Source organism: Tumebacillus avium (assembly GCF_002162355.1).
Taxonomy (GTDB): domain Bacteria; phylum Bacillota; class Bacilli; order Tumebacillales; family Tumebacillaceae; genus Tumebacillus_A; species Tumebacillus_A avium.
On the sequence record NZ_CP021434.1, the window covers coordinates 371,706 to 394,851 of the forward strand.

The window sequence follows — 23,146 nt, forward strand, 5'->3', positions numbered from 1 at the left end:
AGGACTTTGTTCTTGAACAAAGTCCTTTCTTATCGAAAACTTACTACCCTCATCACTAGTGGAGGATTTCAAATGTCAAAATATGATTTTCATTTGTTGCTGGAGCCGTTAGAGTTTGAAAAGTTGGTCTGTGATATTGTTCAACAACGAGATGGAATCTTCCTTAAGATGTATAAAGAAGGAAGCGATATGGGCATCGATGGTTTATTTGTAGATGGCACTATGAAGACTATTGTCCAAGTTAAACGCTACGGCCCTGACTTTAAACGAATTTTTCGCGACTTAGAAAAGAATGAATTGCCTAAAGTACGAAAATTAAAACCTGATCGATACATCCTTGGTGTTTCTATGGAATTTTCTCCGGCAGAAGAGGCGAAAATAATTGATCTATTCGAAGGCTACATTAGAAGTGAACATGACATTTTAAACAGCAATGATATTAACCGTTACTTAGAACTACCAGCATACAAACAAACTTTACTCAAGTACCCCAAACTTTGGCTGCCCAATCTCAACATTGCAGATAAACTATTTAACGAAGCAGCAAACCGTGCTGTTTTCATAGAATCTGCTGAGGAGTTAGAAGAAGCCGTAAGAGCGGCTAAGTCGTTTGTCCCTACCCGAATCTATCTCGAAGCGTTACAAAAATGGTCACAAAACCAAGTAATTGTTCTCTCAGGAGAACCAGGGGTAGGTAAAACTACCATGGCATATATGTTGGCACTGTCTTATCTTAAACAAGAAAATGCACTCTTCGCCTGGGCAAATTCGATACAAGATGTATACACGATGCTTGACAATGATATACACCAAGTTATTATTCTTGATGACTTCTGGGGTAGTATCTTTTTAGGGAATCAATCACGTCGAAATGATGAAACTCGTCTTGAAAAACTCATAAGAAGAATAATAAACTCTCAGGGGAAGAAGCGCTTAATACTAACAACGAGAGAATATATTTTACAGCAGGGCCTACAGAAACATCCCTTACTCAGGAACACATTGGAACAATTCGCTTTAGTCACTACCATGGAGGCATACGGTGACGATGAAAAAGCCAGTATTCTGTATAGTCACCTCTACGCCTCATCTTTAGAATATGATTACGTTTATTACCTGTTTACTCAAACGGAATGGATTGTCCATCATGAAAACTATAATCCTAGAGTACTTGCTCTTTTTTTGAGCAACACATCGACTAGTGATCTCTCTCCTGAGGATTATCACGAAGAATTGATTGTCTATTTAGATAATCCAGAAGAGTTTTGGAGATCTATCTTTTTAGACCTTTCAAATGAAGCTCAAATTGTAGCAATGCTTCTGTTAATCTCATCAACCCCAATGCATCTAGAGAGTATGGAACATTGTTATGATAAATACGTCCATACTTGTAACTTTCATATGACGGTGAAGAACTTAGGCGAATGCATATCAGAGCTTGAAAAAACAATGCTTAATACCGTTTTCAGCGAAGATTACGAAGCCATTTTATTGAAGTTCAGTATGCCAGCTGTACAGGACTTTTTGTATACGTACTTACAGAAAAATTGTGAACTCCTTGTACCGAAGCTGATAGAGTGTTGCGTTTACTATAACCAACTACAATTCTTATTAGAACATTTAACTAAGTTCTGTAGCCGAAGGGTTACAGATCTAATCGTTCAGCATTGCATGGTACATTACCACAACTATAGCAGCAGTTTATTGGAGTATGATGGGAGTTGGAACTGGGATGTTCCTCTCCTTGATGAAGACAAAGGACAATTGAGTCGTTTTTTCCATTTACTTCGCTGTTATGAGCTCACGAAACATCCAACACTGTATCGATTTCTAGAATTCGAAATTGATGCCTATTGCACAACCTTGGGAATTGATGACCCAGAAACAAGTTACAGAGATTTACATAACTTCCCTGGGATTATCGTTCGTTGTATAAAGAACGGTATGCGATTTGATAGTGGCCTAATTGAGAAATATTATACGAGTGCATTTAGTATATTCCATTATGTTGAAATACAAAAGTTCCAGAATGTATTCCCCGAAGCATATGATTTGTTTCATGAGACCTATCACGAAACAATCAAAAGGAATGTTAAGAGTACCATCCTTGCTGAGTTGGACTTTCTCTTCGACTACGACATGGAATTTGAAATTGACGTATTGATTGATAATATTCCAGATCTTCTACAGCAATTTGAGCTTGAATATACTGAAAAGTTCAGACTAACAGTCTTGGAAGCTAGCGGTAGAAATCCTATTGTAATTGAAGAGAAGGACCGCTCAAATATGTTAAGCTCTGATTGGGAAGATCATGAACAACATTCCCTGAAAAGCATCAAAGCAGATGCTAGAGATTGGCTCTTTGGCCCTTCTGAGACTTATTTCGAAGATGATGATGAAATCGCCGAATACATTTTGGAAAGTCACCTTAGTTCCGACATCAAAAAAGATTTGATTAAAGTTCTCAACAACGCAACTCCTCAACATATCTATGACTGGCTCCATACCATGGAATCGATAAATCTGCTTTTTGCAACGTTAGACAAGAATCCCTCTCATATCTGGCAGCAAGAAGGTGGGCTTATCTTCTCCATGTTGCGGCACATTGCTCAAGACGATCAAGATATAGCACAAAAATTGACTTTATTTTGTTTTGAAAGTACCCACTCGTTTTTGTATAGTGAAGAACCCATAATGCGGTTACAACATTTCATGGAGAGTGAAGTCTACAAAATGCACTTGGAAAATAACCCCCGACTTTTGGAGGTTGTTTTCGAACACTTACTACTTAGAGACGAACAGTGGATACGTTTTATACATTTGCCACTATTCTTTTTTTGTTATGCACTTGGCATATGTCTTGGGAGCGAAGAAGAAGAATTAGAGACCTGCTATCCTGAGATATGGGGAGCTAACTTTAATAAATTGAAACAAGTTATCCGGCATGGTTCCAAGAAACAAATCAACATTCTTTATGCAGAATCCTTGCCATATTACTTAAAAAACTATGAATGGGAGGGATACTTGTACAGGATGATTGAGGAGATAAATCCATATCATTTTAACCGATATTTTGTTGGTCCGAGAATCAAAAGTTTTCTCAAGAAACTAGGTGATGGCGACGAGAATAGTAAACTGATCAACTTACTATCTCTCAGTAAATTGCAGTTCGCTTATAACACGTCAGATGATCATTTTTTCTCAGCCGAGATGAGTGATGCGATCTGCATGATAGAACATCTGGGAATTGCAGAAATCTGGGATGGTGAATTTCCAACGACTATATTGATGGAGAGATTATTGGAATTGCAAAAAGAGGGCATAGTACACCAATCAGGCGATACATGGAGCTTAATGATATACAAGATTACGAATATTAGGTTGCTGCAGGAACTCGGTGTATATGATGCTGCGATAACATTTCTATCAAATGTAGAAGCCACATCTTCGCGATTTGAAGACGGTGATTACTCACCAATAATTCGACTCTGTTAAGTACGGATATATCCATCACCATCACTCCAAACAACAGCCTCGGCAATTGCCGAGGCTGTTGTTGTCCTGTACAGGATCAAAACTTCTACTTTGCCCTTCTAACAAAAAGAACCGCCAACCATGTGTCAAATAACCTTGGACATTGAATCTGCAATTTCTCGCATCTTATCTGGGGTTATATCTAATTTCGTGGTGTTAGGTCAGAGAATCACTTGACAGCTCCGAAAGAAAGTAGATGTACATCGCAGTTCCTTTTCGATCAGGAGCACTCACGATTTCTCCCTTTTTCATGATCACTTGGCTGGGGAATATGGTCAGTAGCTCCAGCTTGGTTTTGTTCTTAGACTCGAAAATTTGTACAGCTTCATCTACAGACATATATCCATTTTTCTCAGTGTACAGTTCGTCGTAATATTGTTTGGCCGTTTTTGGCTGCTTCACATCTTCAGACCGATCCTTAGTATCAGAATCCCCTGTGAAATGTGGCCTTTTCATATCAATTTACCCCCAAGGCTTGAACGAATGTGTACAACCTCCCCTTGGTAACAACTAGAACAACTAGCTATTCCCGAATAATCTAACCGGATCCTACGGATTGATAGCTTCCTTTGTGTTATAATAATCAGTACTAGTAAGATCATACTTTCAAAGCAGGTACCTATATGTTGCTGGACCTTCGAACAAATCGGTCAGTCCCAATCAACATGTCTAATTTCGTTCGTTTACGATTAGCCGATCTGATAAAGTATAAGGTCCATCCTCAATATGGCTGGCTCTTTAACTGGTCGCAAGAATTCACAAACGGACGGGCAGTCTACGGACTTTTTGTAGCGAACCATCTACAAGGTCTAATCTCAGTTCAACCATTTCCACAACCGGGATACAGATTTCTAAGGATACACCTCTTAGAAGTTGCTCCTCACAACACCCACAATGCTATCAATCAAGTCTATAAGTCTGTCGGTAAACATTTGGTTGCTTTCTCCTGCAAGTATAGTGATTTGTTGAACTTAGACGCCACTGTACAAGTCATAGCAAAGACAAACAAGGTAAAGTACTATGTAGGATTAGGCGGTAAAGCATTTGGTCCTCAATTGGTTATCCTTGAACCGCCAGTTTCAAGAACATTGTACAAAGATTGCGGTTTATAACAGGAGGTGCTTCATTATGGCCCTGAAAAGACATCTTGAAAGCACAGTTAGTGGTTACAAAGTGCTTTTTGAAAAGGAAAGACCTTCCGACGTTTATGATGATAAAGACTTTGATTCTGGCTTTGAAGATGGCATGTATGTTGATCCTGCACATGATGTAACCTATGACTTCAAGGCTGCAATGAAATATTGCAAAGACCACGGTATAAACCCAGAAGACCTATCCGCTACTGAGATGAAGCAGTTCGAAATCTAATCTTAACCGATTAAACGGATTATACAAAAAGGCAGACCCTATTACAGGGTCTGCCTTTTTCGTCTAGGTACCACAAATCTCTCCACAACCAAACCGCTTAACTTCCCTTCATCACCAAGCTTCCGATCTCCAATTTCTACAAAATAAAAAAACCATCACCCGTTAGAAACAAGTGATGGCAGGTTTATTAGTACGCTTCTTCTTCGACGCAATCTTTGACGAAGATCGATTTGAAGCACTCGCTGGACCAATCATCCGGGGTTACCGTAGACGGAGCGATCGAATTCACTTGCACATCGAGATCAAAAAACTTTTCCATGGAAAATTGCCTCCTCATAATTGTAATTCGACATAGGATACATGTCTCGGTTAGTAATTTTATTATATCATATTTGACCAATGAATTTCTAGTAAAATTAAATATAGATTACTCAGTAACAAATGATTGAAGTCGATAATGTTGTTTACCATTTTTACATCGAGTCTGAATCACTCTCGGTTCAATGATATGTGTGCAGATAAAAAAGCGCCTTTTATTGAAAGGCGCTTTTCCTATAAGACTACATCACCGAATTAGTCTTTTCTCACGAGTAGTGACACACTCTCCACATGTGTGGTGTGTCGGTCACTACTCAACTTGCCTTATAAAAAGGGTCTGCGAATCGGTACTGCACTGTGATTTCCCGATTCTCACCCACGTCTATTCTCTCCACCAAACGGTGCAAAAGTTCCTCGTTCAGATCATTCATTTCCAGTGCCTTTTCGAAGTGCTTAAAGATCGCCTGCATCGTTGCCTTCTGGCTGCCTTGCATTTCAGCACCCTTCTTTGCTTTGACAATCTCTCGTTGGAGTTCTTCAACCTTGTTGCGATTGAACTCGGTGATCTCCTTGTACTCGTCTTTCGAGATCGTGTCATCCGCCAGCAGTTTCAGGAACCTGCGGTTCTCAGCCTTTAGCTTCTCGATCTCCTTCTCCAACTTCTGTACCCGCTTCAACTTTTCCTGACTCTCCTTTGTCACATTTAATTCAAGTCGAGTCAATACATTCGCACGGTCTACACCTGCATTCACCAGTTCCCGAAGTTCGCTCAAAATCAGTTTCGTCAAATGATCTTCCTTCATGGAATGACTTGTACAAGCGTTTTGCCCATGCTTCTTAAAGCGTCCGCAGACATAAGCTTTTCGGTTTTGGAGATACCAAAGCGCTGTTCCGCAATCGGCGCAGAACAGGTAGTTTGTGAAGAGGTGCTTCTTCGCCTTGGGCCGTTTCACATATCGGCTCTTCATAAGTGCTTGGACGGCATCAAAGTCTTCTCGGGAGATGATCGGATCATGTGCATCTTTGATCACGATCCATTCATCCTGCGGCAGCGTATCCCTCACCTTGCTTGTGACACTTCTGGTTTGGGTTCTGCCTTGTACAAGATCACCGACATAGTGCGGGTTCTGCAGAATCAACTTGACGGACGTTCCCTGCCAGTACACTCCAGCATTCTTACGCCCAGACACTTGACCCGGCGTTGGGTAGCCGCGAGCATCCATTTCCTTAGCAATCGACTCGATGCCCTTGCCTTCAAGATACAGTTGGAAAATCAACCTGACCGCTTCTACAGTCTCGTCATTCCGCTTGTAAAGGCGTTTTTCATGCACGTTGTAGCCGTATGGGGGGATCGAACCTTTGAACTCTCCCCGTTTGGCCATCTGGCGGAACACCACTTTGATCCGCTTGGAAATGCGACGGCTCTCTTCTTCATAGAGCCAGGCGTACAGACCAAACTTGTCAGTGTTGCCTTCTAAAGTATTGATCGCTCCATCCAATGTAATGATGTGAATACGGTTTTCTTCCAACACTCGACGGATCTTGTACGAAAGCTCCCCGTTCCGGGCAAGTCGAGATAATTCTTTTGCCAAAATGCAGTCAAACTTCTTCCGCTCTGCATCCTCAATCAGCCTTTTCAGGCTATCCCGCTTGTCATGCGTCCCTGTCTCAACATCAATGTAAAAATCGTGCAGATCCCAACCTTTTTCCGCGATGAAGCTATAGAAAAGCGACATCTGGTTGTCGATACTGGTTTTCTGTTCCTCTTTGTCGGTAGAAACGCGAAGATATGGTGCGCACCTCATGATTCGGAATCCTCCTCATGAGATGTGGCCTGAAAAATTGGTTGTGTACCCTCTATTATACAAAAAAAGATTCTATGTACTAACAGTTATAAATATTCGATATTTCATATTGATAATTATATAACCACATAAACACCCCCTTGCAATCAGTGAATAATCATCGATATTCCGGATAAATATATAAAGATGTTATACAGAGAGGGGTTAATTTTATGACAGAAAAGGCGCTTGTCAAACAACTTTGCATTTGTTGTGGGGAATCAGGAAAGGCAACAAATAAGGAGCATGTGTTTCCGCAATGGATACTTAAAAAAACTAATACTTTCAACAACCCCATTAGCGGCTTGTTTTCCGACAAAAAACTACCCGGTAAAAATTGTGTTATCCCCATCTGCATTGAGTGCAATTCGGAATTAGGATTAAACCTTGAAGCACCTGCATCCCAAATTTTCGAAAGAATTGAAAGTGGTGCAGGTTTTAACGACCATGAAGCAGAGATTCTCGTACGTTGGCTCTGGAAAATCACAGGGATGTTTTACTGGATTAATCACTCGACCGATAAAGATCAGTATGGATTTATTTCACTGAAAAATAAAGTACTAAAACCCATTGAATCACCTAGAGACCGAATTACTTTAGCAATAACTTTAACAGAAGATGAATTTGAAGAAGATGTAGATTCCCCTATGGGTATAGATGTCTTACCTAGATTATCTAATGTTCTTGCAGCTGGTGTGTTTTCTAAGACAGCAATTATAGTAACCAACACCGATTTTGCTGGTTCGATACCCGATAATTACACTAAATATACCCTTTCATCAGTTCCCATGATGATGTCCCCTAATTATAAAATCCATCCTAAAGTTGGATTTCAAACAGGGACGGAAGCAGTAGGGATAACAATTACAACTGCGATGAGTTTATTACACCCGCATGAAATGTATGCGGCAAATGAATGGCTGAGCTTTATTCGGTTAACTAGAGAAGACTCAACCTTCTTGCCAAATGAATTCAAAGATTACACGCGAAGAGTAATGATGAAAGATAGAAATTGAGTAGTCCATTATAACAAAATCGCCGATAGTCAAAGAAAAGCCTCTTTAAGTGACATTTGACAGTCACTCAAGAGGCTTTGTTACTAGAGATATGGGAGTGAGATTAGCGTCCTAAATCTCTCAATCTGTTCTTCCGACTGCTTTCTTACTACTAATTGTGAACTTCTCAAAATAAATTTCTTCAATTCTTCATACGCCACATTAGAATACTCGTCGTCTTTATCACGTAGGCGGTTCATGATTGACATAGTCCATCTTAAAAAGTGACTGGGTATTAAAATATCCGGAATATCTTCCCATCCAGTTACTAATCCTTTTGACAAATAATATTGTTCGAGCGATTCATCGCATACTCCCTTACATGCCCAATACACATGTTCGATTTTCTCAGGGTTTTCTGTCTCAGGGTCGAATACTAATGCGATCAGCCCGCTGCGGTCTGCTAACAAATCTTTCCCGCAAAATTTACACGGCAAAGGCTCATACTGACTAAATATATTTGCTGGTTCGTTATTTGACATTTCCCAAGCAGAATAAGATTGAGGGAAAAATCGTCTTGCCAACTCTCTACCAAACTCGCTATCTAATAGAATTTTTTCGATTTTTTCATGATCGAAATAATACACTTTTATCTCCCCGGTATCCTCTAATCGTTTGAGTTTCCGGTTCAATGCAGAACTAATTATTGTTGAATAAAAGCCCATGAATCCTTCAGCCCCATGAGATTTTACCCGATCTGTAATATCGTTTTCATCCGGATCTTGAACTGATTGACCGGAATGTGCCTTATGCTTGCAACTGACCAACCACCTCGTCTCCGTAATCCCAATAATACCCTCTCTTTTTTCAATAAGGATTAGGTCTCTCCCATCATCTTGACCGCGATCAGGACCAACTTCTACCTCAAATCCCATTAATTCAAAAAAGTCACGAGCAAACAGTTCAAAAGTATCTTGATGCCCATTAGCCAAGTTAGCTTGCGGAATTTCTTTAAAGTTCAGAACTGGCATCCTAATTCCTCCTTGATCATTTTGTAATTCAATACTAGACTACTCTACACGACACTTTTACACTGGGTCAGCAAATCTATACTGTACAGTGATCTCTTGATTTTCCCCAACATCAACTCTTGCTATCAAACGCTGCAAGATCGCCTCATAAAGTTCATCCAATTCCAACAACTTATCCAAGTGCTGCATAAAGGCTTTCTGGCTCACTTGCATATTTGCAAACTTTTTCGCTTTGACTGTTTCTCTTTGGAGTTCTTCAACCTTATTCCGATTGAACTCGGTGATCTCCTTGTACTCGTCTTTCGAGATCGTGTCATCCGCCAGCAGTTTCAGAAACTTACGGTTCTCAGCCTTTAGCTTCTCGATCTCCTTCTCCAACTTCTGTACCCTCTTCACCTTTTCCTGACTCTCCTTTGTCACATTTAATTCAAGTCGAGTCAATACAGTCGCACGGTCTACACCTGCATTCACCAGTTCCCGAAGGTCGCTCAAAATCAGTTTCGTCAAATGATCTTCCTTCATGGAATGGCTTGTACAAGCGTTTTGCCCATGCTTCTTAAAGCGTCCGCAGACATAGGCTTTGCGGTTTTGAAGGTACCAAAGTGCTGTTCCGCAATCGGCGCAGTACAGGTAGTTTGTGAAGAGGTGCTTCTTCGCCTTGGGCCGTTTCACATACCGGTTTTTCATAAGTGCCTGGACGGCTTCAAAGTCCTCTCGGGAGATGATCGGCTCATGTGCATCTTTGATCACGATCCATTCATCCTGCGGCAGCGTATCCCTCACCTTGCTTGTGACACTTCTGGTTTGGCTTCTACCTTGTACAAGATCACCGACATAGTGAGGGTTCTGCAGAATCAATTTGACGGACGTTCCCTGCCAGTACACCCCAGCATTCTTACGCCCAGACACTTGACCCGGCGTTGGGTAGCCGCGAGCATCCATTTCCTTAGCAATCGACTCGATGCCCTTGCCTTCAAGATACAGTTGGAAAATCAACCTGACCGCTTCTACAGTCTCGTCAGTCCGCTTGTAAAGGCGTTTTTCATGCACGTTGTAGCCGTATGGGGGGATCGAGCCTTTAAACTCTCCCCGTTTGGCCATCTGGCGGAACACCACTTTGATCCGCTTGGAAATGCGGCGGCTCTCTTCTTCATAGAGCCAGGCATACAGACCAAACTTGTCAGTGTTGCCTTCCAACGTGTTGATCGCTCCGTCCAGAGTAATGATGTGAATACGGTTCTCTTCCAGCACTCGACGGATCTTGTAAGAAAGCTCCCCGTTCCGGGCAAGTCGAGATAATTCTTTTGCCAAAATACAGTCAAACTTCTTCTGCTCTGCATCCTCAATCAGCCGTTTCAGGCTATCCCGCTTGTCATGCGTCCCTGTCTCAACATCAATGTAGAAATCGTGCAGATCCCAACCTTTTTTCCGCGATGAAGCTATAGAAGAGCGACATCTGGTTGTCGATACTGGTCTTCTGCTCCTCTTTGTCCGTAGAAACGCGAAGATATGGCGCACACCTCATGATTCGGAATCCTCCTCATGAGATGTGGCCCTGAAAGCAATTTGTTGTGTATCTCTATTATACCTGAAATCGGTAGTATCTTGGGAAGCCATACATTTTTTCAACTCTGATTCAATGTATGGAAATAGCGCATCCACCAGTTGTTGAGTCCCGTTGAACCGTCTTTTGATCATGTCATTCCCTCCTCTCAACAAGCAGCGCAAAAGTATCTGTATCGGGTGATAACGGCACCCCTCCCGGTCGTCTCGGCAAAACATAGCTGGGAGACGGCAACCAGCCTTAGAAAATAGAAAAGCCCCTAGAAACGGCTCACCAGCCGCTCCTATGAGGCTTTTTACACGATCTATAGATAGGTGATGGTTCCGATCTGGAACACCAACCATTGCTTACGTCTTTGTATAAATCCTTGTCACATCATCACGACCATGCCCTAAAAGGGCGGCTACTTCCTGCCGCGCTTCGCGTTGTGTAAACCCGGCCTCAACACGAAGTTCGTACTGTTCTCTCGCATAAGAGTGCCGTAAGCCGTGATAAGTCAAATCAGGACGTTCGTCGATCTTCATCTGACCGGCATACCCACTATCGAGGATAACCCGCTCTTGGAAATGCTCGCGATTGTTGTAAATCCAATTTTGTATGCTTTTGAAGGCTTGATGGTGCGTCCTGCCATGCCGGACAAAGACACGTTCCGAGCTGTTAGGTACTTCAAGGATTTCACGAAAAATCATCCGTACCGGAGCAGCCAATGGTACGTCCCGTGGAATGCCCCCTTTTGTGACACGTAATGTGATATACCCTTTTCGGAGTGCATCACGTATTTGGGTTTTCGAAAGTGCTGTGGCTTCCTCGATCCTCAAGCCTCCGTACCGGGCGATCCCCAATGACCAAGCTACATCATATCTTCCCGAGCTGCGAGCTAATGCAATTGCATTCCTCACTTCTGAATCACGCCAGGCACGATCTACGCCGCGACTTGATCTTTTCTCGTGATAACCGATCCCCTGATTGTCACTCAATTTGTACCTTGTTCGATCTACTTTCATATGAAGTTTGCGAATAGCTGCAAGGTCGGTTTTGATCGTCTTCGTTGATACGCCCGCTCTTTGTGATGCGCCGATGAAACTCTGCAAATGCTGATCCGAGATATTGCGGAAATTCTTCGAGCCGTAATGAATCGCAAGGTATTTGCAAAATGCTCGTAACCCTTCCCTATAACGTTCTGTTCCTCTAAATCCTTGATCGTGGTTCCGATAGTTAAACAACTTCTCGACCTGATGCCAAAGGTTCTCATAGATTCGTTTTTGCTTTTCTGTCATGGGCCAGTCACGTCGCTTTCGTCCCATCTCGCACCACTCCCTTACTTAATCGGTCATCCTGTCCGAATTTGGACAGACTTCACCCACCGGCATTCACTACCGTCTCACACCTTTCTCATGCCATTTTGGGCTGCCAGAGGCGAGCTTGCGAGGTTTTTCGCAAGCCGTCTCATTCCAACGCAGCTACCGCTTGCGCTCGAATGAGACGGCTTGCCAAGCTTGCGATCCAGCGATGAAGTTGTGCATGTCCGTTAAGTACCAGCGCCATCCACCTGCTGCCGCAGGTGCAACCTAGCAGGTTGCTATGGCATCGCGATCTACCCGACATCGGGCGGGATATCCCCTATCGCATGTACGAGAGTGGAAACGAGTGAGTGTACAACGCTCATTCGTCCGGACTGTTTCTAAATCCCCGTCCAAGGGATCGGCTGTATCGGTGCCTGCATCCGTTACGCTTACAGTACAAAAGCCCCCAGCCAGGGAGGTCACTCGACCACACCATAACTCAGAGGCTTCACAAACTACTTGACTGCAATTTTGAACACAGCCCTTCTCCCTCACTCCATTTCCCATTTGGAATATCTATAAAAATAAAAAGGGCGCAGCAAGTCCGATTACTTTCAATCAGACGAACTACACCCTTGTAATTGATTCTTTCATAAAATACTACCAGTGATAAAATCCACTGCACCAGAACTCCATCTAATGCGTGCATGTGCTGGAACATGCGACACGCTTGTAGCTACTAGTTCGAGGTCTTCGCAAGGTTTTACCCGTATTACCTCACGACTTAGGCACATCCTCGACGGCCTGCTGAAACCAATGTGTCATCAATCGGGTTGGCTAACTTGGATTAGCCCGGAGTCGATGAAACTCCGTTTCGTCCGTTCCATACTCGATGAACAGTTCAGCGCTACTACCGAAACTGAACTCTCTCATGGAAGTTCCTTGCATCCTCTCAGTTCCCAGTAAACTTCGTAGAGAAATGCATCCAAATTTTCTTTCAAATATTATATCACATCACCTCATTTGGAATCAATACCCATTTCTATACACATACTTCAGTCAGTTTGTCTATGATTGGGCTGGAGTCCTCTTCAAAAAAATAATATGCCCTACTTGTTTCTCAACAAGTAGGGCATATTGCCGCAGGACAGGACAGGGCAATCAATCATGGGGTGGGATCAATTTTCGTATGCGGAAAACTAAGAAACCAACCTTCCTCTTCCTTCTGCACATAGAACAGATCGGTGCGTACCTGACCCTCTTCTTCTGCCGCCAATGTCACCTCATAAATTTTCGGCGAAATTGTCTCTTGGTTGATCTCAAAAGAGAGCTGCTCTTCATCAAGTCCGCCAAACTCCTGCAGTCTGCTTTCCAATTGCTCCTCTGTGCTCGTCGTCAAGGATAGCTTTTCTAATTGGGCGAGGTCTTTCGCTACTAGAGCCTGACGATAACTAGACAACAGTTCCTCTTTGGAAGCCATACCCTGATCAGGCCATAATGCTAAAACAAGCACCAAGGCAACCAAAACGAAACCAAATCCAAGTAGCACTTTTTTCGTCAACCGTCTCCCTCCCCAAACATATACTTATCGAGCCATTTTCCAAAAGTAGAAGGTTCCACTCGGATAGTTGGATTTAATCAGGGACAAAGGTTTGTCCAGTGAATTACTCGTATGCTGGCTAATGTAAATATTGCCGCTCGCATCAATTGCTGTAACGATCGTCGTGTGATCCACAACACCGTCACTCGTGAAGTCGATTTGTATCACATCACCAAGGCGCAGGTTGGATGTCGAGGAGGTATAGCTTCCCCGATCTGTGTATGACAGAAGCCAATAGTGATCCTCTGCATTCACCCACGTGTAGGTTTGAGTTGTGTCGTTGTACCACCAGGCTAGTTCGTCCTGATACCAGCCATCAACATATGGTAATCCACCTTTCTTTTCTGCCTGTGATACGAAGTTTGTACAGTCCTGAGAAAAACTTCTGTAATTCCAATTATAATTGATTGCATACTGTCTTGCATAATTTGCTGCAGCAATACCATCCCAATAAAGCTCTGGGGCGATTACTGCGTTGTTTTCCACCGGATGATCGACCTTACCTACATAAGAGGGCTTTTTTTCTCTTGCCTTTTCTAAAGCCTTCATTGTGACCGGGGCCGACTTGCTCCCATTAAGAACTTCATCAGCGACGATTACCCAGTTTCCTTCCGAATCTTTTTCCAGGACTATTTGGTGCGTTTCTTGATCGACCGTAAATTCAGGAATAGAGGTATCGCTCGGGTTAGATACGCTTTGCAGATAATATTTCACCAACTCCCCTACCTCGACTACAGCAAGGTTTCCATTCAATTCAACTTTGTTAAACGAAAGCTCAGTGTTTTGTTTTTTATACTTCAAGCCAGCATCTTTGAGCCCTTTCAAGTCTTGTGCCAAATCCTTTTGGTACTTCTTAATAACATCCATCGAGAATTCCGATCCTAAAGTAGTTTGGACATCGGACAGATATCGATCATTTTTCTTTTGAAAGGCGTGTTTTACAAACCCCTGCAGACTTTTTTCGATGTCCGCCTTGTTCTGATCCCCTACGTTTGCAGAAGCATTTCCGCCAAGACCCACAGTAAGCATTGTGACAGCGATCAATGAAAGTACAGCAAGTTTTTTCAAAAAGAATCCCTCCTTGGATATTATACAAATAATCACATTCCATAAGAACAAAAAAACACCTTCTTTTGTAATCTGTAAATTACAAATAAAAATAATCTCCTATATTCCTTCCACAATCCCATCTACCTCAGTTCCACATCTAACCCATATGTATCTTTGTATAGGCGAAATAAAATCGCATCTACAAAACACGCCCTAACTTAATAAATTTATTACACGTTTATTGTTTATCCCTATTCAGGTTAAGATTGTTGTATATAAAATCATCCGATGCTACTGCCAAAAGAAACCTAACAGTTGTGTTGGCTTGATTTACCTATTACAACGATCGGAGGGCCTTTCATTGAAACTCGGTGAACGCATCAGAGAACTTCGAATTACAAAGGGACTGACGCAAATTGATTTGGCAAAAGGTTTAGTAACGCCAAGCATGATCTCCCAAATTGAATCCGGCAAAGCAAATCCGTCTTACCACGTATTAAGCGAAATCTCAAAAAAACTAGAAACCCCCCTCGAAAACTTCCTCACTGATATTGAAGATCAGATGAATCAACAAAGCGTGATGAAAGTGGCCCGAGCTTTATTCGCCTCCCAAAAATACAGGAAAGCCGCCAGCATGTTTCAGTCACTTCTCAAATATCCATCTTTCTCTTTAGAGCAGGCAGCCGCACTACGACTTGACCTGTCGGAATGTTACCTCCATGAGGCTCAGTTTGATCAAGCAGAACATCTTTGTGACGAAGCTTTTGAAATGTACAGACGGCAAAACAATGCAGTTGGAATGATTCGAACTCTCCATCTTCTCGGCCAGTTAGAGTTTCAGCAGAAAAGGTTTCACGTTGCGATCTACTACTGGCGGAGAGCTCATGAGCTATTCGGCCAGGTAGAGTTTTTAGATCCATTCGCCCAGTCAGTCGTACTTCTCGATCTCGGCAACGTCTATCTCCAATACGGTGATCCTGCTCTTGCAACTAAGTATTTTCAGCAAGCCGATGAGTTACTTTCTGACACTACCCACGTTGAACAAATCACAGAAGCATATTTAGGAATGGCGAAATCAGCCCTAAAAGCCGGAGCTTTTGAAAAGGCCTGTGAGTTTGCTGACCATTCCACATCACTTGCAACTGCAAGAAGACACATAAAAGCTTCCATAGATGTGAAAATGAGAGTCGCAACAGTCCAAGTTCAAGAAAATCTCGACGAAGCCCTTTCCTTACTTGCAGACTGCGTGAATCGTTATCAAAAACACAACTTCAAGGTGGAAGCAATCGACGCAACCGGTAAGATTGCAAGGTTACATCTGCAAAAAGGGGACTTCGAAAAGTGCTTCGAGCTCTGTGAGCATTGCATTTCTGAGTTGCCAAAAAACACCCTGGCATTGGCATCCGTAGTAAGGACGAAAGCCATCGCAGATGCTGCAACCGGGCAGATCGACCGCGCTATCTCTGAAATTGATGCCTCTATTGCAATGTTTCAGACTCATGAGGTTTGGTCTGAGGTAGCGGAGACCTACTCAATACTCGGGGATCTGTACCACAAGCAGGGAGAGCATGACAAAGCAATTCTAGCCCTGCATCAGATGAAAAAGTACATTGAGCAAAATTTGAAAAGCAGAGGCATTATTCTTTGACTTTACTCTACCTAAAACAAACAGGATGCGGCTTGATCATGTTTCAAGCCGCATCCTGAGTTGTTGTTTTACAAGAAACTGGTCTAAATCCTGACTTGCCCGAACGACCCGTTCATTGACGAGATTACCAGTCTCTTCAGCTAGACGGTGCATCTCATTCCGTAAGGTTTCAATCGTGTCTTCTAAGCTCATGTTTTCGTTTTCGTGTTCCACAAAAACACCCCCGGTACAAAAAAACAAGGCAGCAGAGCGCTACCTTGTGACAATGAGTGTCCACAGCATGAAAACCACACACAGAACGTGATGCGATCCCCTGAGAGTGTTTCCGAAATGGTTCGTGCTTGACACTAGGGAGGCCATCAAAAAATGAGACGCAGCAACTTTTTGATGGTCAGTGAAAGGGACACCAACATTTCAGCGAAATCCTACCCTCGGCCGTTTAGCTGTTGTTTCCCTTACAAGGAGATCATAACAGGGTGTTTAACACAACATCAACTATATAAAATATTTGTTACTATCGACCGACTTTTATACACAAAACCCTTGAGTATCAACCAACAATTCCACACAAGAGTATTTATTAACAATATATTTTGTTATAATTATCACAGAAAACCTTACCGGGAGGACCAGTCGATGAAATTAAATGTTAACATACAAAAGCTCGGAAACAAGTTGCGAGAGTTACGAGTAGAAAAGGGGCTGTCACAAAGAGAACTGGCAGGCGCAATTTGTTCTTCATCCACAGTTAGCCAGATCGAAAACGGTACATATCCTAGCATCCCCTCAGTCGAAATATTAAATGGACTCTGTGAAAAACTCGGTACTACCCTCGGTGAGCTTTTCGTAGATGCAGATTTAGACAGTGAAGCCCTTGAAAATGACGTACTTATTGATATCCTAACTGTCCTATTGCATCGGGGAGAGTTTGATGAAGCGCAACGAATCCTCAATGAGTTGGATACTCGACAGAACCTGCTTGTATATCAGAAAAACAAACTAATGATCTGCCACGGTGACTATCTATTAAAGCAAGGCGAATATCATCAAGCGGTAGATTACCTGACCAACTTTCAGCATCAGTTGGAATCAAAACGGGAAACAGATGGACATTTGCTAACAAATATCTATAACAGGATTGGCACAGCATGGTATTTGCTTGGCAATATGTGTTTCGCAACTAAAAAGTGCAGAGTGTCGCGGCCATTTTGTGCATAGCACCGCCAACACCGAAATTTATGAATTTACGCTCGATAGAGCATGGCGCAAGCGATAACTCTCGCCCGTGAAGCCCAGAATGTGCGCGTGGTGAACCAATCGGTCCACCAGCGCTTTGGTCAATCGTGTATCACCGAACACGCTGTTCCACTGTCCAAACTCCAGATTGGAGGTCACGATGAGACTTCGCTGCTCGTAGCATTCCGAGATGACGTGAAACAGAAGTTCAGCGCCCGTTTGGTGAAACGGTACAAAGCCCACCTCATCCAAAATCAACAGGTCACACTTCATCAGTTCCTTATGAAATCTCGTCAAAGTCCCGCTTTCATGTCTTTCCAGCAATTTTCCAACCAGCTCCGAGACACGGTAAAACCTCACGTTATGCCCCTGCCTACAGGCTTCCATTCCTAAAGCAATTGCCAGATGGGTTTTCCCAGTTCCCACCTTGCCCAACATCAAAATGTTTTCTTTATGTTTCAGAAAGGCGAGTTCTCGTAACGACTGCTCCGTGCAATGATTTGGAAACGTGACTTCCTCAAAGTTGTACCCTTCAAACGTTTTCAAATGCGGGAAATTGGCGCGTTTCAACAGTCTTTTCATCTTGCTGGACTCACGTCCTTGGATCTCCGACTGCAGGATTGCCAGCAAGAAGTCAATCCGATTCTCGAACGGAACCGAATCGTAGTTGCTCATCACATGCGCCAGATGGAGCGTTTTGCACGCCTGCGCCAACATCTCTGTATTCATAGTGTCACCCCCAGCAGGTCGTTGTAATTAGCCAAGTCACCGGGATGATAGCCTTGAATCTCTGTCGGGGTGTGTAGCTCTTGGAACGGTTCAGGATGAAACTCAGGATGCCGTTTCTTGTACAAGGCGTGCTCTAGAGCCGTTTCAGCGCGAGAATCCCAAGGCATGAGTTCGTGCAGGCCATCGGCGATCTCCTCCATCGAATAGTTCTCCAACAAACGTCTCACAAGTGACAGGCGTGCCTTACAATTCTCCGACTCCACTTCCCTCAAGAAGCGTTTCAGGGTCTCGGGCATCATCGACACAAAGGTCGAGTATTTGACGGAACGGGGGCGCCGCTTGAGCCCGTCCAAAACGGCTCTCCACTCGACTTCTATCGTCTTGTCCGTATAGGGGCGCGGAAACTCGAAGATCTTGCTGTAAGATTCGTCCAATACCTCAATCCGATCCCACTTGACCTTGAGCAACACACGCTGCTCCGCTTTGCATTGCGGGAGTGGATACTTGACTTTCTCGAACGACAGTTCACGATATTTGTTTAATCGGCCTATATCCAGGCGAAAGACTTCGAGCGGTTCTAATGGCAGGGAGTAAAGCATTGTCTGCTCCTGTCGCCATAGATCGTCCACCTTCTCCTTCTTCGCATAGTGAATGCGTTGACGATCCTCCCTAGATTCCTTTTCCAGATGTTCAGCCAATTGGTCGAGCGATTGAATTATGGGGATTGGGACACACCAATTCCTCCTGCCGTAACCGACCTTGTTCTCTACATTTCCTTTCTCGTTGCCACTTGCCACATTGCAGAAGACTGGTTCGAAACGGTAATGAGCACAAAACCTTGCGAACGCATCAGTCGGCTTTCGGTCACCGTTCTTCTCAATGGATGCAACCGCTGCCGCGAGGTTGTCAAACCAGATTCGTCGCGGTACACCACCTATTTGCTCAAAGAGGCGCTTCAAGGCTTCGAGGAAGCACTCGCTATTTTCCGAAGGAACAGGGAATGCGAAAGCAGCGTTGCTGAATGGGAAAGACGCTGTAAGAATCTTGCGCTCCACCAACTTCCCATTCTGCGAAACATGCGCGGTTCCAAAGTCCACCTGGGCTTCGCCACCTGGATGCTCCAGCCGTTCGTAACTCTTCGCTCGTTCATGGGCGTAAGCCGCCCGCCATTTGGACACGTACTCCTGTACCGTTCGTTCGCCGCCATTAAATCCATGCTCTGTTTTGAGACGGTGGAAGACCCGCCGAGCGGTGTGGCGCTGTTTGCGTGGAAGAGCCTCGTCATCCATAAGCCATGTATCTATGATTTCGAGAAACGGACCGAGAACCGGATAACGTCCGAATCGTTTTCCAGTCGTCTCGTTCCAATCGTCCTTGTCCGCATATTTTTTGGCAGTTCTCCAATTTATGTCCAATCGTTCTGCAATTTCGGTAATCGAACACCCTTCGTGTTCGCGCAAAAATTTGATATACTGTTGCTCAGGCACTTTCAACATCCTCTCGATCCCCCTTGGTCGTCGCAAACCGTAGGGTAAGATAGTAGATCGATGTTGGCAAGTGCTTTTTTAATGCCAAAATGTCGCGGGCAAAGTCTGCACTTTTACGCCGCGACATTCTGCATTTTCATTATGCGATAAACAGGCAATATGATAAACGCCTACAACTACTACTTCAAAGCATACCAACAGTGCCTTCTGCTTTCTGAAAATGACATGTTAACCGCCAAGGTTTCGTACAATTTAGGAACTGCTTGTAGGTGGCTGCGATTTGACACTCATGCAAAGTCATTCCTAGAACAGGCAAAGCAAGTTTTCGATAAATTTTCTGATCAACGTAGCGTTGCCGACACCTTGTATGTACTCGGCATTGTTCATAAAAATATGAAGGATTTTAAGATTGCAGGCGAGTATATCAAACACTCATTGGCGATCTACGAATCCCTTGAAATTATTGATTGGGCACAGATCGCAAAACGAACTTACGCATATGACATTCTCGGAACCGATAGACCAAAGGAAGCGATCAATGTTTTAGTCGAGTCGATCCCCACTCTCAAAGAGAACAAAGATTATAAAGAACTTGCTCTAACCTACGCGAGAATTGCTCAACTACACTTAGAACTCGGTGAATTAGAACAATCGTCATTTTTTATGAATCTCGCTGAAGAAATCTATCAAGACGAGATCACTGTAAAATCACCACTGGTCAATTCTTATATTCTATTGACCCATGCACGTTACTACCTAAGAATTAAAAAGTTTGAAAAGTCCGTTCAATATGCGTTCAAATCCTCTGCCATACTTGATAAAATGAAACTGCATAAGGAAATGGCAGACTCACTGCAAATTGCTTATCAAGCGTACAAAGAGGCCGGAGATTTTCCGAAGGCTTTGGCAATCTCAGAGCAAATAATGAGTACGTTACGAGAAGCCGTTGAGTCCCTTGCTAATCCTTAACCAGAAAGGAGGGTGAGCGGAATGCGGAAACTACTAAGCCTTGTAGCTGCACTGAGCATTATTATCGGAGGCGCACATTACGCTTCTGATCAAATCAAACTTTCATATTATGACGATCCTGGCCCCAAAACAGTCATTCGGATGGCGTTAGATAACACTCCAGAGCCCAAAGGTATTGTAGTCAACAACACAACCACACTCGTCACTCTTTAAGCGCATAATTCGTGTTCATATTGAACTGCCTCAGACGACAAATAGGAGGCAGTTCAATTGATTTTCAGATGGAAAGATAAAATCGAGAGGCACCGACATGAACAGCTGAGACGAACGCTCTCATAATTGCACAAAAAGAAAAAGACTTGCAGTTATCTGCAAGTCTTTTATGTATTAATTCAACCTGAAAATAATACGGTAGGTCACTTCGCTGTCCTTTAGATTGTCGCTAAGTTCCTTTTCATCAACCGTAGATCCCATTTCTCTTCTAGCCATAAGCTCTTTTGATCTAAAGTGTTGAGGTCTGGATAGACACATCAAGTAATACTTTTCCTGGTATTCATTCGATAAGTTGTTCATCTCGATTTTTTGAATATCAGGATAACAGAAAGTGATCTTCTTATTATCGTCCTTATCAAGGAGTTCGAGAACTAACAATAAGCCAGTTACAGTCTCATAGGTGTGGGCACCTAGAACATCATAAATTTTTTCATTTTCAGGAATCTCAGGTCTGAAGCTCAATTGAACTTTCTTATGATCTTTCAGTCTTGCAAAGAAAAATTCTCTATCCAACAATTCATTGACCTCCTTATCAAATTTACTCTATTGTAACATCATTCACCAACTTTTGTATACATTACACAATTGAACAATTGAATGTAAAGTGATAATATTTCCTACAATAGGAAACCTGATAAATACAAAAAAATCCCCCTTCGCAGGGGGATCACACAACAAAGCTACAAGGCCACACCTCTTAATTGTCCTTCCTCACGAGTAGTGAGCAACACTCCACATGAGCTGTCTGCGGGAACATATCCACAGGGGTTACTTTCTTAATCTCATACTTCTTTCCCAATTGCCCACAATCTTTCCCCAATGTGGATGGGTTGCAGGACACATACACGATCCGCTTCGGTGCAGTTTTCAACAGGGCTTCGATCAGATCCTGGTGCAGGCCGGTACGTGGCGGGTCGACCACTACCACATCGGGACGCAACCCTTGCTTCATCCAGTCCACCAAAATCTTCTCCGCTGCACCTACGACAAAACGGGCGTTATCCACACCGGACATTTTGGCGTTGCGCTTGGCATCGGCGATTGCTTCCGGGGTGATGTCCATGCCATGGACTTCTTTTGCCTTGGGAGCCAGCCAGAGGCCGATTGTCCCCACGCCGCAGTAGGCATCTACAACGACTTCTTTGCCTGTCAGCTCGGCTGCATCAGCAACAAGGTTATACAGCTTCGGCGTCTGCTCGGGATTCAGCTGGAAGAACGCTCTTGGGGATAACGAGAACTGCACGTCGCCCAAACGCTCCTGGATATCCCCAGTTCCCCACAGGGGGATGGTTTCATCGCCGAAGATCAGCGAGGTTTTCGCTGGGTTCACGTTTTGCATGATCGAGGTGATCTCCGGAATGCGCTCGACAATCCGCTTTACGAGATCGTTTTTACGGGATAACTCCCGCGTTCTTGTCACCAAGGTCAGCTGACATTGACCCGTCTCAAAACCGACGCGGGCCACAACTGTGCGTAACTCGCCTTTATGTACTTTCTCTTGGTAGAGAGATATCCCCAGCTCTTTTGCGATGTCGCGCACTTCCTGCACGATGCGGTTGGTCATCGGGTGCTGTACTGCGCAACCGCTCACATCGACGATCTGATGCGATCCTGCCTGAAACAGCCCTACCACCACTTCGCCTTTGTGCTCGACAATCGGCAGTTGCGCCTTGTTCCGATAGCCCCACGGGTCGGCCATGCCTACCGTCGGCTCCACGGGCGGCTTTTTCAGGCCGGCGTAGCGGGACAGAGGTTCGCGCACCAACTCGCGCTTCATCTCCAACTGGGCTTGGTAACTCATATGTTGAAGCGTGCAGCCGCCGCACTGGTCATAAACAGCACATGGCGGCTCGACGCGGTCTTTGCTCTTTTGCTTCACTCGGATCAACTTACCCACAGCATGGCGTTGCTCGACCTTCACAACTTCTGCGACCACCTGCTCGCCGGGCAGTGCGCCGGGCACGAAAATGACTTGGCGCTCAGCATAGCCGATGCCCTCACCATTGATCCCCATGCGCTTGACTTCGATATCCACAACTTGTCCGACGCGCAGTTTGATCCCCGGCTGGTTGCCTTCTTCCCGCGCCTGCACACGGCCGCCCGGTTTGGCACCGCCTGGACGAGCGCCGCCTGCGCCAAAGCTCTTTTTCCCGTACCCGCCGCCTTGCTTCTTCCGCTCTTTGCTGCCTTGGTTATTCACAGCCTGACCTCCATCCA

At 44.0% G+C, this 23,146-nt stretch carries 20 protein-coding genes; 7 read left to right on the forward strand and 13 right to left on the reverse strand.

Annotated features, from left to right (window positions below; translation table 11 throughout):
• The first annotated feature begins 72 nt into the window (after positions 1 to 72).
• Complete coding sequence (locus tag CBW65_RS01965; protein ID WP_087455352.1) at positions 73 to 3,495, forward strand: nSTAND3 domain-containing NTPase; 3,423 nt, start codon at positions 73 to 75, stop codon at positions 3,493 to 3,495.
• A gap of 195 nt (positions 3,496 to 3,690) precedes the next feature.
• On the opposite strand, the gene CBW65_RS01970 is transcribed toward CBW65_RS01965, so the two are convergent.
• Complete coding sequence (locus CBW65_RS01970) at positions 3,691 to 3,990, reverse strand: hypothetical protein (protein WP_087455353.1); 300 nt, start codon at positions 3,988 to 3,990, stop codon at positions 3,691 to 3,693.
• Between the two features lie 672 nt (positions 3,991 to 4,662).
• On the opposite strand from CBW65_RS01970, the gene CBW65_RS01975 reads away from it, so the two are divergent.
• Complete coding sequence (locus CBW65_RS01975; RefSeq protein WP_087455354.1) at positions 4,663 to 4,902, forward strand: hypothetical protein; 240 nt, start codon at positions 4,663 to 4,665, stop codon at positions 4,900 to 4,902.
• Between the two features lie 187 nt (positions 4,903 to 5,089).
• On the opposite strand, the gene CBW65_RS24505 is transcribed toward CBW65_RS01975, so the two are convergent.
• Complete coding sequence (locus CBW65_RS24505; RefSeq protein WP_198299728.1) at positions 5,090 to 5,221, reverse strand: FDLD family class I lanthipeptide; 132 nt, start codon at positions 5,219 to 5,221, stop codon at positions 5,090 to 5,092.
• A 313-nt stretch (positions 5,222 to 5,534) separates the two neighbouring features.
• A complete protein-coding gene (locus tag CBW65_RS01980) occupies positions 5,535 to 7,025 on the reverse strand; it encodes a recombinase family protein (RefSeq protein WP_087455355.1) in 1,491 nt (496 codons plus the stop codon).
• Positions 7,026 to 7,237: 212 nt separating this feature from the next.
• On the opposite strand from CBW65_RS01980, the gene CBW65_RS01985 reads away from it, so the two are divergent.
• On the forward strand, positions 7,238 to 8,080 hold the full coding sequence (locus CBW65_RS01985; protein ID WP_087455356.1) for a hypothetical protein: 843 nt from the start codon (positions 7,238 to 7,240) through the stop codon (positions 8,078 to 8,080).
• A gap of 83 nt (positions 8,081 to 8,163) precedes the next feature.
• Here CBW65_RS01985 and CBW65_RS01990 read toward each other — a convergent pair whose 3' ends face one another.
• From CBW65_RS01990 to CBW65_RS02010, 5 genes are all read right to left on the reverse strand, one after another.
• Positions 8,164 to 9,090, reverse strand: coding sequence for a restriction endonuclease (locus tag CBW65_RS01990; protein ID WP_087455357.1), 927 nt, complete (start codon positions 9,088 to 9,090; stop codon positions 8,164 to 8,166).
• 57 nt (positions 9,091 to 9,147) lie between these two features.
• Positions 9,148 to 10,608, reverse strand: coding sequence for a recombinase family protein (locus CBW65_RS01995; protein ID WP_232463426.1), 1,461 nt, complete (start codon positions 10,606 to 10,608; stop codon positions 9,148 to 9,150).
• A 393-nt stretch (positions 10,609 to 11,001) separates the two neighbouring features.
• Entirely contained in the window at positions 11,002 to 11,958 is a 957-nt protein-coding gene (locus CBW65_RS02000) for a tyrosine-type recombinase/integrase (RefSeq protein WP_087455358.1), read from the reverse strand.
• Between the two features lie 1,144 nt (positions 11,959 to 13,102).
• Complete coding sequence (locus CBW65_RS02005; protein WP_087455359.1) at positions 13,103 to 13,498, reverse strand: hypothetical protein; 396 nt, start codon at positions 13,496 to 13,498, stop codon at positions 13,103 to 13,105.
• A 24-nt stretch (positions 13,499 to 13,522) separates the two neighbouring features.
• Entirely contained in the window at positions 13,523 to 14,605 is a 1,083-nt protein-coding gene (locus CBW65_RS02010) for an amidase domain-containing protein (RefSeq protein ID WP_087455360.1), read from the reverse strand.
• A 343-nt stretch (positions 14,606 to 14,948) separates the two neighbouring features.
• Between CBW65_RS02010 and CBW65_RS02015 the strand changes: the two genes are divergently transcribed.
• Entirely contained in the window at positions 14,949 to 16,235 is a 1,287-nt protein-coding gene (locus CBW65_RS02015) for a helix-turn-helix domain-containing protein (RefSeq protein WP_157721719.1), read from the forward strand.
• Positions 16,236 to 16,271: 36 nt separating this feature from the next.
• On the opposite strand, the gene CBW65_RS02020 is transcribed toward CBW65_RS02015, so the two are convergent.
• Positions 16,272 to 16,448 (reverse strand): aspartyl-phosphate phosphatase Spo0E family protein, encoded by a 177-nt coding sequence (locus CBW65_RS02020; RefSeq protein WP_087455362.1) that lies wholly within the window; start codon positions 16,446 to 16,448, stop codon positions 16,272 to 16,274.
• Positions 16,449 to 16,871: 423 nt separating this feature from the next.
• Between CBW65_RS02020 and CBW65_RS02025 the strand changes: the two genes are divergently transcribed.
• Positions 16,872 to 17,453 carry a helix-turn-helix domain-containing protein gene (locus tag CBW65_RS02025; protein WP_157721720.1) on the forward strand — a complete coding sequence of 194 codons (582 nt, stop codon included), beginning with the start codon at positions 16,872 to 16,874 and terminating at the stop codon, positions 17,451 to 17,453.
• 18 nt (positions 17,454 to 17,471) lie between these two features.
• On the opposite strand, the gene istB is transcribed toward CBW65_RS02025, so the two are convergent.
• Together istB and istA are read right to left on the reverse strand one after the other, a co-directional pair.
• Positions 17,472 to 18,200, reverse strand: coding sequence for an IS21-like element helper ATPase IstB (istB, locus tag CBW65_RS02030; protein ID WP_087455364.1), 729 nt, complete (start codon positions 18,198 to 18,200; stop codon positions 17,472 to 17,474).
• Positions 18,197 to 19,696 carry an IS21 family transposase gene (gene istA, locus CBW65_RS02035; protein WP_087455348.1) on the reverse strand — a complete coding sequence of 500 codons (1,500 nt, stop codon included), beginning with the start codon at positions 19,694 to 19,696 and terminating at the stop codon, positions 18,197 to 18,199. The genes istB and istA overlap by 4 nt, the downstream gene beginning before the upstream one ends.
• A 150-nt stretch (positions 19,697 to 19,846) precedes the next feature.
• Between istA and CBW65_RS02040 the strand changes: the two genes are divergently transcribed.
• Together CBW65_RS02040 and CBW65_RS02045 are read left to right on the forward strand one after the other, a co-directional pair.
• On the forward strand, positions 19,847 to 20,656 hold the full coding sequence (locus CBW65_RS02040) for a hypothetical protein (protein ID WP_087455365.1): 810 nt from the start codon (positions 19,847 to 19,849) through the stop codon (positions 20,654 to 20,656).
• Between the two features lie 21 nt (positions 20,657 to 20,677).
• Positions 20,678 to 20,869, forward strand: a complete 192-nt coding sequence (locus CBW65_RS02045; RefSeq protein WP_087455366.1) for a hypothetical protein — start codon at positions 20,678 to 20,680, stop codon at positions 20,867 to 20,869.
• Positions 20,870 to 21,043: 174 nt separating this feature from the next.
• On the opposite strand, the gene CBW65_RS02050 is transcribed toward CBW65_RS02045, so the two are convergent.
• Positions 21,044 to 21,442: a hypothetical protein gene (locus tag CBW65_RS02050; protein WP_198299729.1), complete on the reverse strand. Its 399-nt coding sequence runs from the start codon at positions 21,440 to 21,442 to the stop codon at positions 21,044 to 21,046.
• 184 nt (positions 21,443 to 21,626) lie between these two features.
• Positions 21,627 to 23,129 (reverse strand): 23S rRNA (uracil(1939)-C(5))-methyltransferase RlmD, encoded by a 1,503-nt coding sequence (gene rlmD, locus CBW65_RS02055; RefSeq protein WP_332457829.1) that lies wholly within the window; start codon positions 23,127 to 23,129, stop codon positions 21,627 to 21,629.
• Between the last annotated feature and the right edge of the window lie 17 nt (positions 23,130 to 23,146).